Source organism: Acinetobacter sp. AYS6 (assembly GCF_025630795.1).
Taxonomy (GTDB): Bacteria; Pseudomonadota; Gammaproteobacteria; order Pseudomonadales; family Moraxellaceae; genus Acinetobacter.
In genome coordinates, this window is sequence record NZ_JAOTNV010000009.1 from 123,799 (window position 1) to 137,741 (window position 13,943).

Here is a 13,943-nt window from a genome sequence, read left to right on the forward strand (position 1 = left end):
AAGTGGCGCAGCGGACGGGGCTCGAACCCGCGACCCCCGGCGTGACAGGCCGGTATTCTAACCAACTGAACTACCGCTGCACTTTCACAATATCGAAATTGTGGGGTAAACGATGTTAAGTCTTAAGTGGCGCAGCGGACGGGGCTCGAACCCGCGACCCCCGGCGTGACAGGCCGGTATTCTAACCAACTGAACTACCGCTGCACTTGAGAGCTTAACGTAAAGGCTTGGTGGGCGCTGACGGGATCGAACCGCCGACATTCTGCTTGTAAGGCAGACGCTCTACCAACTGAGCTAAGCGCCCTTAACGTCTTCATCGTTTGTGAGGTGCATTATAGAGAATCTTTAACAGGTGTCAAACGCTTTTCGACTTCTTTTTAAAAAAATGCGAATGAATGATTAAAAATAAGTCATTATTAAGTAAAAAACATTTTTTTGTATTTTATTTAAACACTTATTTCAATATTTACCACCTTTACACAGCTCATCAAGATTAGATAAAACTCGCTCTCAGGTTAAAGATTGTTCAGATAAATAAACTAATGCATCTTCAGCCACTAAATCAAATAGCTCAATGATTTCTTCATTACGCATTCGGACGCACCCATGCGACATTGGCACCCCCATTGGTTGCGTGTCTGGAGTTCCATGAATGTAAATGTAACGCTGCATGGTGTCGTGGTCTTCGCCTTTGTTAAAACCTTCTTCTAACCCATCTAACCAAAGAATACGAGAAAGTATCCAGTCTCGTTCAGGGTATTGGGCAGCTAACTCAGTGCTATAGACTTCCCCAGTTGGCTTACGTGCAATAAAAACTGCATTTTGAGGAGAATCGGCACCAATTTTCTTTGCCACTCTATGCCATCCACGGGGTGTTCTACCCGTGTTTTCCTGCTCACCAATTCCATTCTTTCCTGTAGAAATGACATAAAACTTATTATGTTTAGGCAAAGTTAATGTTTGGTTTTCTAAATCGATAAGAACATCAGCATCTTCGAGTTTAAATTGAGACATTGGACTTATTCTCTTATATATCAACTCAAATATTTTGAGTTTTAATTAAAAAATTATTGTAAGGACTTCTCTTGCACTGAAATAAAAGATTATCAATCTTTTTATACCTACGCGCAGTTTCACTGCTTGTCTTGCGCCAAAAATAAAAGATTATCAATCTTCTATTTTTGGCTCGGGCCGTAGCCATAACCAAACTGCAACGATGAACATAGTAATATCAGTAAAAGCCTTGACCAAAAGTGGCGCTGAAGTAAATAGCATGATAATTCCGCTAATCGCCATCATGATGCTTGCAATCCACTTCGCTTTACGAGGTACTGTGCCATTGGCTCGCCAATCACGTAGTGTTGGACCATATTTAGGATGATTTAACAACCAATTATCCATTTGTGGCCAGCCTTTTGAAGCTGCCCAAGCAGCCAGAATCAAAAACACTGTTGTCGGCATACCTGGTAAAATTGCTCCAATAATGCCTAGCGTGATAAAAATCACGACTAAAGAGCGCCAGAACAATGTTCGCATATATAAACCTTAACCTGCTGTTAGCGTTAGTATAAAGTGTTTTTCTACTATTTTTTGTTGATCCGTTATGAAATTAGGATGAATTCTTCGAGTATTAAATATATGAATATTGCTTCAATTAAAACCTCCTATTTCGAGCCATGGCTTCAATTTCAACATCCTATAGTTCGACAGCTCGCGTTTTGTATTGCTAGTCCAAATTTACTTTGCCAACTACCGAAAAATCTATGTATACAACATTCCTTTAAGCTACATCCAAATGAATTTTGGGAAGTTCATTTTCAAAATTATTTACCACGCTTGGAAGAACTTGATCAGTCACCAGAACCTTTAATTCAGTTTTTATCTCGGCTTAAAAGTACACGCTTAGGTTTACGTTTTGAACATCTCCTCTGGTTTTGGTTACAAGAAGATCAGTATCATCCCTATCAATTATTAGGACATAGTATTCAAAAAATTGAGGGAGCAAAAACTTTAGGCGAGCTGGATTTTTTAATTTTAAATAAAGAATCTCAAAAAATTGAACATTGGGAAGTAGCCTTAAAATATTATCTGGGTGAAGAAGATTTAAATTTAGAACAATGGATCGGCCTGAACCGTCAAGATACTTTAAGCAAAAAGCTTTATCACTTTACGAACAAACAATTTCAGTTTTCTGAAGCATTGAACTTCGAAATTCAAAACCGTTTTGCAGTTTTAAAGGGACAACTTTATCTTCCTTTAGATTTAAATTTTCAGCAGTCCCTACCTGACTGGATAAATTTAAAGCGTCGTTTGGGATATTGGGGCACTATAATTCCTCAATCTTCTTTTTATCGATTAGAAAGGCAAGAATGGCTGTGTCCAAATAAGCGGCCTAGTTCGGATTCAGCTTATTGGTGGACAGAAGGTTTATATTGCAAAAATAGTGAAGAGATACTGTCTTATATGTTTAGACATCCTTCACACTTAAAATTTAAGTCCAACATGCAGAAATTTAAATAATTAACAATAAATTTAAGATTCTAGAAACATTTTATAACGTTTTTACTATTAAACAGTCATGTTTCTTTTTCCGTTTGTTTTTTAATCTAAATTTACTTCATTATTAAATTTAAACGGAGAAAATGATGAAAAAAGTTTTAGTTGCTTCTGTAATGATTGCTGTTGTTTTAACAGGCTGTAATACGTTTAAGGGTTTTGGTAAAGACGTTTCTAAAGCAGGTGATGCTGTAACAAATACTGCTGAAAAAACACAAGATAAAATGTAAGTTAGAGTTGTCACGAAAAAACCTTATCGTTCCGATAGGGTTTTTTTATTTTTACGTACCCATCCCGTAGAGATTCGCCTATTATATCGGACTATATTTCACCTGATCAGCACGCAATTTCCGGTATGAACCATTCAGATACTCTCTCGCTTAGCCTAGAACTTTTACAACAACCTTCTGTTACTCCCATTGATCACACCTGCCAGACCATCATGGCAGAGCGCTTACGCCAAGTTGGTTTTCATATTGAACCAATGCGTTTTGGCGAAGTAGATAATCTTTGGGCACGTCGCGGAACTGAAGAACCTGTATTTTGTTTTGCAGGTCATACGGATGTCGTCCCGACAGGTAAATTAGAAGCGTGGAATTCAGACCCATTTGCACCAGAAATTCGCGATGGAAAATTATATGGTCGCGGTTCGGCAGATATGAAAACAGCTTTGGCAGCTATGGTTGTCGCATCTGAGCGTTTTGTAGCAAAACATCCCAACCATAAAGGATCTATCGCATTTCTGATTACTTCTGATGAAGAAGGCCCTGCTGTTAATGGTACGGTCAAGGTTATTGAGACTCTTGAAGAACGTAACGAAAAAATTAAATGGTGTTTGGTAGGTGAACCCTCAAGTACTCATAAATTAGGTGATATTGTTAAAAATGGGCGTCGTGGTTCGCTTAATGCAGTATTAAAGGTCCAAGGTAAACAAGGTCATGTTGCTTATCCACATTTAGCACTTAACCCAATTCATGAGGCATCACCCGCTTTAACAGAGCTATGCCAAACTGTTTGGGATAATGGAAATGAATATTTCCCAGCAACATCATTTCAGATTTCAAATATTCATGCTGGAACTGGTGCAACCAACGTAATTCCGGGTACTTTAGAAGTTACTTTTAACTTCCGTTACTCAACAGAAGTGACAGCTGAACAGCTTAAACAGCGTGTTCATGACATTTTAGATAAACACGGTTTAAAATATGAAATCGTTTGGAATTTGTCTGGTTTACCATTCCTGACCCCAGTCGGTGAACTCGTTAATGCTGCTCAAACTGCTATTTTAAATGTAACTGGCAATGAAACTGAGCTTTCAACAAGTGGCGGTACTTCTGACGGACGTTTTATTGCTCCAACAGGCGCACAGGTATTGGAATTAGGGGTTCTTAACGCAACAATTCATCAAATTAATGAACATGTTGACGTGCATGATCTCGATCCCCTGACTGATATTTATGAACAAATTTTAGAAAATTTATTAGCTTAAAATATTAAAGCTCAATGAATAAAAAAGCATCCACTTTAGGGTGCTTTTTCTTATCTTAAAGTTAATCCATTCTTTGAGAGTCTTAGAAAGTGATTCGTATTCCCTAATCCAGATAGTTAGTTTTATACAAAGTACTTAAAGAGCATTTTCTGAATGCTTATCTATCCAATGCAATATAGTGGGCCAGACTTCCTTAGTAGCATTTTGACTAAGTGCGATTCTACTATGAGAATAATTTTCTAGATTATTATTAGAAAGCCCAAACTCACGAAATATATTACTTTCATTTTCAAAGGCTTCTAAATATTTATGGCACCCTTTAACTGGTGCTATAAATTTATCACCAGTTCCGCTGATAGAATATATTGGGACTCGAATAGAGCTCATATGTTTTTTATAATCAATATTTTTAAATTCACTAATAAAATTTTGCTTTAAATTCCAGTTAAACCATGGTCGCATAGTGTAGTAACTTTCATTTACTCGACCTAACTTAAATTTATTAGCGGGTATCTGGCCTAGACCTTTAACAACGAGTTTTGCAGAAAAGAGTTTAATAAAATCAAATGTGTTGTTTATGGCTCCAAATGCTTGGCAAGCTATAAAAGTAATACTTTGGATATTCTTTAAATATTCTGGATAATTAATTAAGAACATAGTTAGGCATAAACCTCCCCCACTATGAGTCACACAGTGTAAAGAGGCTATATTAAAATGATGATAAATATAGTGAAATGCGGCCTTATATTCATATAGCGCAACAGTTTCAAAGTTAAATGGAATATCTGTTTTTGGGCTTGTGCCGTGCCCACGCCATTCTAAAATAAAACAGATATAACCCTGATTTGCCAAATAATCTGCAATACCCATACAAACAGTTTTGTCTGAAAATGCACCATGAGATAAGAAAATTGCTTCTTTTTTTATCAGAGTGTTCTCGCTTTTAGCAATTTCCCATAAAGCAAACTCAGCATGGTCATCTGTTTTTAAAATATGCAGCTCTTTATAAATTGACATTTATTTTCTACTGTTGCAAAAATTTTATTCTAGGTTGACTTAATAATGCTTGAATGAGTGGTGTATAAAACTCGCCTTCATTAATAAGCTTAATATATTCATCGCTATGCTCTACCCAACCCTCTTCGGCTAATGCATCCCAAATAGACTTATAATCGTCTTTAATATCACTATTAAAAATTTTCTCATATTTTTTGGTATTAATTTTCATTTCTTGTAATGCTTGAAATATCCAAATCAACTTTACGTCTTCAGTATCATGAACAAACATACGTTCAATAGGAAGTTTATTTAAAGATATTGCATTGTAGTATTCAGTTAGGTTTCGATGATTCATTGCTGAAACAGACTTCGTTTCTGATAAGTTAGGTTGCAATCGCATATTAACGGCTGCATAGCCCAATCCACTCATTGTGGTCATTTTACTTTGCCCATTAGCATCTAAGCAGTCTCTAAGGTTATCTTCATATAAATATTTCTCTGAAATTAATTGGTTATTATCTTCTTTTTCCCAATCATATACTGTTTTTTGTTTATAACCTTTACTTAGTAAGAATTGTTTAGCAATGTTATACATCTCAATTTTTTTCTCAATAGAAGGCGTATTTTGCTTTTGTTTTGTCGCAAAGTCAGAACGACCAGCGATATTAAGCTCATAATGAGTAATATGTTTTATTCCTGATTGAACAATACTTTCCAAGTCTACTAGCATTGCCTCAACCGTTTGATTTGGCCAGCCATAGATCAAATCGACGTTACAAGATAAAGAGTACTTATGAAACAACTCAATTGCATCAAAAACCTGCTTTCTCGTTTGTTTTCTACCACTTGTCGCGATTAACTCATCATTAACCTGTTGTACTCCCATACTGACACGGTTAAAACCTGCATCTTTAATTGCTCTTATTTTATCTTCATTAAAAAGTTGAGGGATACCTTCTAATGTCATTTCTATAGGTTTAGATATACCAGCATCGGGAAAAAGAGAAGATACAATGTTAGTCAGTTTCATATAGTCATTAGGTTGAAGTAAATTAGGCGTACCTCCTCCTACATACAAACTTTCAAGTTTAGCTCCTTGATAAAATTCTTTATATAACTGGGCTTCCCTATTTAAAAAATCCAGATAATAGTCCATTTCCCGCTTACCTTTATAATCTTGTGTAGGGAAAAGGCAAAATCCACAATGAGGTGGATCAGTAGGAATACAATATGGAATACCTAAATATAAATTTATAGACTTATATTGAGCATCTGTATTTAATAAAAAGTAATTATTTTCTTCTTCTTTTAAATCTGTTTTCCACATTTTAGGTGAAGGATGGGTATGTAGAACTTTATTTGATAAATGTCTTACTTTATTTTTTTGGATGAAATTTTTAATTGAAGCAATATCCATAATAACTATATTTACATTAAATTATAAAAACACATATTATGTAAACAAAATATATTATTCAATGTTTTTCTTCCCCTTTTTTCCTAAATTTTTTGATATTTTTGATTTATGAAGTTAAGAGTAAGAAATTGGATTTATACAATAATATTTAGCTATTTTTCAAAGTCGCAATATATCTTTTAATTTCTTAATTTTTTATTTAGTTTGTATAAAAAAAAGAACTCAAAATGAGTTCCTTTTTTTATACATGAAGCGAATTTTCGATATATTGCAAATTAGGAACGTGGTAGCGTTCATCCTCCATTCGCACATATTTAAATACAGTTGGGTGCTGCAAAGCGTCTTGTATATCTTCATTTTCATCTACGACTTCAGAAATACGTAAACGAACCGAAACTGGCATCGATTTACAGATGAGTGCAAAACGTTGGCTAATGTCTTCACTTTCAATAACTAATGCCACCGCTCGCGAATCAACCTCATTGTGCACTGAATAGACAGGAAGTTTTACGTCATGCCACTCAATATGCTTAATGCCATTTTTAACATCCATAGCCGATAACACGATGTTTTGTGGCAATAGCATCGGCACTTGCTGATCACATTCAATAACATATGCATCTATAAAACCAGTTGAAACAGTAATTAAATGTTGAAGTTCTTGCTGATCCATTTCATTAATTAAAGATTTACTTATATGGGTTTTCATTAGGCGAGTTCCCCTTCAGATGTCATGAAAAAGGCATCAATATTGTGAAGTAAGTCTTCTTCTTGGAAAGGTTTACCCATGTATTGATTAACCCCTAAAGCAAATGCTCGTTCACGATGTTTTTCTCCAGTTCTTGATGTAATCATAATGACTGGCATATCTTGATGTAGATCATGATGTCGCACCAGATTAAGTACTTCAAAGCCATCCATTCGCGGCATTTCAATATCAAGCAACATCAGATCTGGCTTAATATTTTCCAATTGCTCAATTGCATCAATACCATCTTTCGCAGTGACTACATCATAGCCCTGACGTTCAAGTAAACGAGTCGTTACCTTACGGACGGTGACAGAGTCATCTACAATCATAATAAGACGACGTTCGTCAGATTCACGTGGTCTATAGACAGCTTCATTAAGCGGCTTATGTCGGCGAGTAGACTGAATTTGGCGAGCAATATTTTGTCCATCTAAAATTAGACAAACTTGACCATCGCCTAAAATAGTTGCGCCGGCAATCGCACCAATACTAGAGAACTGCTGCCCGATTGGCTTAACTACAATCTGTGCACGTGAACCAATAAGCTGATCAACCAATAATGCAATGGTTTGTCCATTATTGGCCTTAATCATTAATACTGGTAGTGAATACATCATCCCACTTAAACGTGGAATCGGTTGATTACCAACAAACTCAGATAAATAGCGTAATGGATAGCGTTTATTTTCAAAATCAAAGAACTCTTGTGTACTTCCAAAATACTGTTCTAATGATGTTGGTGAAACTCGAACAATTCGATCAATTTGAGCTAACGGAATTGCAAATTGTTGATCGGCAACTTTAACCATTAATGCATCACTAACCGCTACTGTGGTTGGAACACGTATTGTAAAGATTGTTCCTTGGCCATAGACAGAGTCGACACTCACATGCCCGCCCAAAGCTTTAATATCACTTTGTACAACATCTAGCCCCACACCACGACCTGAAATCTGAGTGACTTGGTCGGCTGTACTTAACCCTGGATGGAAAATCAACTGTAAAATATCTTGATGTTCTAATACTTGTTCAGAATTAATCAAACCAGACAATAAGGCCTTTTGACGGACTTTCTCGATATCAATACCTCGGCCATCATCTTTAAATGTAACAACAACATCCGTACCTTGACGGTGAATATTCAGTTCAATACGTCCAGTTTCTGGTTTTTGCGCTTGTTCACGTTGCACACGATCTTCTAGACCATGGTCAATTGCATTTCGAAGCATGTGCTCAAGTGGTGTAACCAAACGCTCTAGCATTGTCCTGTCTAGCTCACCTTCGGTATTGTTAACAAAAAGCTCTGCTGGTCGATCCAATGCAGTAGAAGTCTGTCTCACAATTCGTTGTAAACGAGGTAACAATCGAGAGAATGGCACTAGACGTGTCCGCATTAGCCCTTCTTGAATTTCGGCCTGAATACGTGATTGTTGTACCAATAAACTTTCGGTATCTCTGATTTTTTCGGATAATGTATTTTTGAAATCCACCAAATCCGATGCAGACTCAGCAAGTGATTTCGATAATTGATTCAATGAAGAATATTGGTCCATTTCTAGAGGATCAAATTCTGTATAACGAGAGTGCTCAATACCATGTTTTGCAATAATCTGAGTTTCTAATTCACCTTCCATTCGACGCAACTGGTCTGCAAGTCGTTGAATGGCTAATTCCATTTCCACGAGTGTATGACCAAATTGACTTAGATCCATTTCAATTCGCGAACGATTAATCGAATTTTCGCCAGACAAATCAATCATTTTCTCGATTAAATCTGCTGAAACTCGGATCATCTCGTTATTTTGTTCAAGATGCTGCGCTTGTTCCCACGCTCCCATCATTGGTGGTGGTTCTGCCCCATCACCTTGCACGAAGCTCATGACAGGTTCGGTACTAAATAGATCAGTTCTAGTCAACTTATTAGGAATTTGTATTGCAGTTTCAATAAACTGGATATTTTCTAAACTTCGTTGTAATCCATCGAAATGTTGATAATTTTGCTTGAAAATTGCCTCTTTTAACCAAGCAATCGCGCTCTCTAATAAGTTGTCATAAATATTTGAGCTAAAATGATGAAGCGCAAATTTTTCAAATGCGTTTTCGAGTTGATAAGCTATCGCTTGTACGGTTTCAAGTCCCACCATACGGGAACCACCTTTCAAGCTGTGCACTGCTCTTTGTAACTGAAGCAAGATACTACGATTAGTACGCTGCTCAAACCACTGCTTTAATAAGTGATCGGCCATCTCTAACAGCTCGGCCGCTTCCTCCATAAATGTCTGCTCGACAACAGAATCAATATCCTGATCTTCGATACTGACTGCACAACCTTCTGCATCAAAAGTCTGTAATTCTGTATGTTCAACACGTCTAATATTAGGCTCAACAATTTGCTCAAAATTAGAAGTTAACTCATCAGGATTTAGCGCAGTATTGTGTATAGCTTCTTGTTGTAATACTTCAAAATTTAATTCCGATATAACATCTATTTCAGACTCTGCTTGTATCTCTTTAACAACAGGCTCAAGTGAATCATATACCTTACCTGCATTCTTAAGTGCTTGAACAGTATGAGAAGCAGCATAATCTAGGTGCTGCTCACGCACGATTTGTAGACGATCAGCTAAATCATCTTGGACCAGACGAATAAAATCAATGAGCGCAGATGAAGCAATTAACTGTCTTTGAATTAGGCGCTCATAAATACTTTCTAATTCATGTGCAATTAAACCAATATAATTTGCCTGAATCATATTTGCCCCACCTTTTAAGGTATGCAAATAGCGCATCAGATTATTAAGAGCAGCAAAGTTCTCTTGATCATTAATCCAAATATTAAGATCTGTATCCATTCCCTCAAGCAACTCATCAGCTTCTTCAAGGAAAATATCTAACAGCTCTGAATCAAAGTAACGGTTTACGTGCTCAGTAGACATAAACTGGCGATCTAAATGTACACTCTGACTCATTGCAACATGATCAGTTAATACATTTTCGATAGATGCCAGAGGCTCTTTTTCTGTGTGTTCTAGATCAATACTAAATAGTGAATCAACAATTTCCTGATGATTTTCTAATGGTTCATTATTAAGGCTTGGAATATGTTGGGTATATAGTTTTAAATCTTCCAAAACATTTTGGTGTTGCTCAATAATACTTACTCGTTGTCCCGCAGCTAACGCATCAAATAACTGAATTAATTGTTGATGTGCTTTTTGATAAATTTCAAAAATATAATCTGATTGCAATAAATCAGGTCGATCAAGCAATACATCATAGCTATATTTAAGCTGATTCGTATATTCATATAAACCAATCATTGCTTGAGACTGAGTGTGTTGCAATAACAAATCAGCTTGTTCACTTAAACGTTCAAGATAATGAGGAAACTCGGTACGAACCCCTTTCTCAAAATCTAACTCTGCATCAAGTAATTCGGAAACATCTAGCTGTAATAACTGAGAGACTAGACCATGCGAAGGCATGAGCGGGCTTGAATGCTCACCATGCTGCTCCATATAAGCATCCCAAATCTCATTGAATTGTTTCAGATTAGAGCCTAATTGCTCATCAGAGCTATGCACTGCCAATAAATCTAAACAATTTCGAATAAAATGACGGTAATCACGGAGTAGCAAAATTTCTTCTGAATGAGAAGAAAGCTCTTCTTGTAATAAGATTTTGAATAAATGCTCAACCTTGGTACTGGCATCAAAAATTGCTTCTATGTGAGCCATTGCTGAGCTACCGCGCAACGTATGTAATGCACGGATTAGCGCATTATAACTCTCGTGCTGATGTATTTCTTGTTCTAAAAACTGATCGATGGTCGCTAAGTGCTCTTCCGCTTCTTCCATAAATAAAATTAAGGTTTCAGCGAGGTTATGTTCACTTTCTATGGTGGTTTCTAGAGTTAAATTATCTGATTCGTGTTCTAAATCATTCACCTCTAAACCAGTCTTAGTTTCAGCAGTAAGCGTATCCGACAATAATAAAAGTTCGTCTAAAGCAGGCTCTAAACTTTGCTGTTGTTGTAATTGTTGTCCCAATAAAATAAGAGGTCTAAAATCTAAGGTATGTTGCTTTTTAGATTTAAAATCGTCTACTAATTTAAAAAAATAGAACTTAAATACCAACTGAACATATTGTTGGATGTTAGGAGTTAATCTGAGGCTCTCATTGATTACCCGATTTAGTGTATCTTCTACAGTCCAAGCAAGCTCTGCAGAAGATTTCGCTCCAATCATTCGTCCAGAACCTTTTAAAGTATGAAAATGGCGACGGATTTCAGTCAGCGTAGCAACATTTTTAGATTGCATCCATTCATGAATCAAAGATTGTAATTCAACAAAAATCTCTTCAATTTCTTCAACAAAGATATCAAGGAATTCTGCATCTTGTTGTGAATAGCTATCTTCCGGTAGCATCATTGCTTCAGTTAAAGTTTTTAGTATTTCTTTCATAGCAAAGGCTTCTTTTGCTTGTCTCCTAGATGGAGAAAAACGACAGAGTCAACACCAGATAAATAGCTGTGTCCCCAATATTTATCTGGTGTTGTTAATACTTTTTAGAAGAATAGCTATTATAGAAACAGCTATCTTCATCCCCAATTTAATCAGGTAATTTAAAGTCCGTTACCGATTCACGTAATGACTCTGCCATATTTGCTAATTCAGAAACAGAACGCGCTGTATCGAATGTTGCAGTTGTGGTTTGCGAAGTAATTTCTTGTACTACAGTCATAGTGGTAGCAATGTGACTCGCAGATGCAGACTGAAGTTTTGCTGCGTCAGAGATGCTAGCCATCAAGCTTGCCAAATCACCAGATACTTTTTGAATTTCATCCAAGGCAATACCTGCGTCTTTTGCCAAATTCGCTCCACGCACAACTTCAGTTGTTGTTTGTTCCATTGAAATAACAGCTTCGTTAGTATCGGTCTGAATTGTTTTAACTAGCGTTTCGATCTGTTTAGTTGCCGATGCAGAGCGTTCTGCAAGACGTTGTACTTCATCTGCAACCACGGCAAAACCACGTCCTGCTTCACCTGCCATAGATGCTTGAATTGCTGCATTTAATGCAAGAATGTTTGTTTGGTCAGCAATGTCGTTAATTAACGATACGATGTTACCAATTTCTTGTGAAGACTCGCCCAAACGTTTAATACGTTTGGAAGTTTCCTGAATCTGTTCACGAATTGTGTCCATACCTTCAATTGAACGATTTACCACTTGTGCTCCATTAGAAGCAATTTGTACCGAACGTTCTGCTACTTCGGCAGATTCAGATGCATTTGAAGATACTTGGTCAATTGATTGCGCCATTTCATTCATTGCGGTTGATGCACCAGCAATTTCTTGTGCTTGATGCTCTGATGCTTCTGCCAACTGGTTAGTAATATTTTGAGTATCTTGCGTATAGCGGGCAACTTCCTGAGAAGTTTCATGAATTCGGGAGACAAGGTCACGTAATTGGTCAATCGCGAAGTTAATTGAGTCGGCAATTGCTCCCGTAAAATCCTCAGATACAGTTGCATATGAACGTAAGTCACCATCTGCAAGATCGGCGATTTCATCGAGTAAACGTAAAATTGCGTTTTGGTTACGGTCATACTCGTCTTGTAAACGAGTAACACGTTGCTTATCCATTACACTACGTAATGTAATTAACTTAAATACAGAGAAGATTAAGCCTGCTAAAGAACTGATCAGCACTGCACCTAAGAGTAAAGTGAGCCAGTTCTTTCTTGCTACGTCAGATAAATGCCCCAAGTTATCTAACAGGACATCAGATTTAGAAAAAATCTGAGAAGATGCCTGACGCACATTCACAATTTGATTACCATTTTTCAAAACTGTAGTAGCTGCAGCTTTTAAAACTTTGTCATATTCATTTTTAATACTTTCTAAAGATTCACGCAAAGCTGGATCAGCAATACGATCTACCCCTAATTCAGCATTACCATTAAGTTCAGCATTTAAATATGTACCAAATGTATCAATATCCACACTAAAATCACTAGTCGATATGTTTCCATCTGTACCACTTAGTACCGAGTTAATAGAACGTAAAATACGTTCAGCAATAAACACCTGGTTTTTAGCTATAATTACCTGACTACTTGGCAAACCTTGACGAGCCATTTGGTCAACCATCAAGTTATATTCAGCCTGAATTTCGGGAACCGTTTCACTAATTGAGATGTTAGTGTCATATAACTGGTTAAGAACTTTCTGGTGAGATGAAATCAAATCAATATTTTTTGAAACACCAGTCCACATGACTTCAACTTTTTGATATTCATCAGTCGACTTACCATGAATATTTTCAATCTCAAGTAAGTTTTCATCAAAGTCTTTTTGAGATTGCTGTAGCTTTGTGATCGCTTCTTGAGAACCCGACTCTGTTGCCTCTGTTGCTTGTTTAGAAATCGTTTGAGATAACAAACGTAACTCACCGAGGCTTCGGATTAACTGGTTATGACGTGGAACGTTATAGAACAGATAGGCGAGAGAAACTAGCGCAAGAGCAAAACATACAAGTGCTGCATACAGGATAGGCTTGGACTTTTCACTTTCCCCAAATAAACTGGCAAATTGCTCAATTCTTGACTGGATTGTTGCAATAAAATTGACACCCGATTTTTCGGACGCAACACGATTGCCGCCTTTCTTTTTAAGCTTAAAGCCCATAGCTTTTCCCCAGAAAAATACGCTGTTTTTCACAGCGTAAA

General features: G+C 36.8%; 10 protein-coding genes and 3 tRNA genes. 3 read left to right on the forward strand and 10 right to left on the reverse strand.

All coding sequences use genetic code 11. The annotated features are described in order from the left end of the window. Nucleotides 1-3: 3 nt before the first annotated feature. The 5 genes from OD757_RS15055 to OD757_RS15075 form a co-directional block, all read right to left on the reverse strand. A tRNA-Asp gene (locus OD757_RS15055) sits at nt 4-80 on the reverse strand. A 47-nt stretch (nt 81-127) separates the two neighbouring features. Next, a tRNA-Asp gene (locus tag OD757_RS15060) sits at nt 128-204 on the reverse strand. Between the two features lie 24 nt (nt 205-228). Then, nucleotides 229-304: transfer RNA gene (locus OD757_RS15065), tRNA-Val, on the reverse strand. Between the two features lie 206 nt (nt 305-510). After that, nucleotides 511-1,014: a cell wall-recycling L,D-carboxypeptidase ElsL gene (elsL, locus tag OD757_RS15070; RefSeq protein ID WP_009389609.1), complete on the reverse strand. Its 504-nt coding sequence runs from the start codon at nt 1,012-1,014 to the stop codon at nt 511-513. A gap of 153 nt (nt 1,015-1,167) precedes the next feature. After that, nucleotides 1,168-1,536: a YbaN family protein gene (locus OD757_RS15075; protein WP_009389725.1), complete on the reverse strand. Its 369-nt coding sequence runs from the start codon at nt 1,534-1,536 to the stop codon at nt 1,168-1,170. 102 nt (nt 1,537-1,638) lie between these two features. Here OD757_RS15075 and OD757_RS15080 point away from each other — a divergent pair, with 102 nt between their 5' ends. The 3 genes from OD757_RS15080 (at nt 1,639) to dapE (ending at nt 4,045) form a co-directional block, all read left to right on the forward strand. Continuing rightward, a complete protein-coding gene (locus tag OD757_RS15080; protein WP_263032439.1) occupies nt 1,639-2,520 on the forward strand; it encodes a DUF1853 family protein in 882 nt (293 codons plus the stop codon). Between the two features lie 122 nt (nt 2,521-2,642). After that, nucleotides 2,643-2,786, forward strand: a complete 144-nt coding sequence (locus OD757_RS15085; protein WP_263032364.1) for an entericidin A/B family lipoprotein — start codon at nt 2,643-2,645, stop codon at nt 2,784-2,786. Between the two features lie 125 nt (nt 2,787-2,911). Beyond that, on the forward strand, nt 2,912-4,045 hold the full coding sequence (dapE, locus tag OD757_RS15090) for a succinyl-diaminopimelate desuccinylase (protein WP_263032365.1): 1,134 nt from the start codon (nt 2,912-2,914) through the stop codon (nt 4,043-4,045). A 135-nt stretch (nt 4,046-4,180) separates the two neighbouring features. Here dapE and OD757_RS15095 read toward each other — a convergent pair whose 3' ends face one another. The 5 genes from OD757_RS15095 to OD757_RS15115 form a co-directional block, all read right to left on the reverse strand. Beyond that, on the reverse strand, nt 4,181-5,062 hold the full coding sequence (locus tag OD757_RS15095) for an alpha/beta hydrolase (protein WP_263032366.1): 882 nt from the start codon (nt 5,060-5,062) through the stop codon (nt 4,181-4,183). A 7-nt stretch (nt 5,063-5,069) separates the two neighbouring features. Beyond that, complete coding sequence (locus OD757_RS15100) at nt 5,070-6,461, reverse strand: coproporphyrinogen-III oxidase family protein (RefSeq protein WP_263032367.1); 1,392 nt, start codon at nt 6,459-6,461, stop codon at nt 5,070-5,072. Nucleotides 6,462-6,702: 241 nt separating this feature from the next. Beyond that, a complete protein-coding gene (locus OD757_RS15105; protein ID WP_263032368.1) occupies nt 6,703-7,170 on the reverse strand; it encodes a hypothetical protein in 468 nt (155 codons plus the stop codon). Next, nucleotides 7,170-11,675 (reverse strand): hybrid sensor histidine kinase/response regulator, encoded by a 4,506-nt coding sequence (locus OD757_RS15110; protein ID WP_263032369.1) that lies wholly within the window; start codon nt 11,673-11,675, stop codon nt 7,170-7,172. Before OD757_RS15110 ends, OD757_RS15105 begins: the two co-directional genes overlap by 1 nt. 148 nt (nt 11,676-11,823) lie before the next feature. Then, nucleotides 11,824-13,902 (reverse strand): methyl-accepting chemotaxis protein, encoded by a 2,079-nt coding sequence (locus tag OD757_RS15115; protein WP_263032370.1) that lies wholly within the window; start codon nt 13,900-13,902, stop codon nt 11,824-11,826. Between the last annotated feature and the right edge of the window lie 41 nt (nt 13,903-13,943).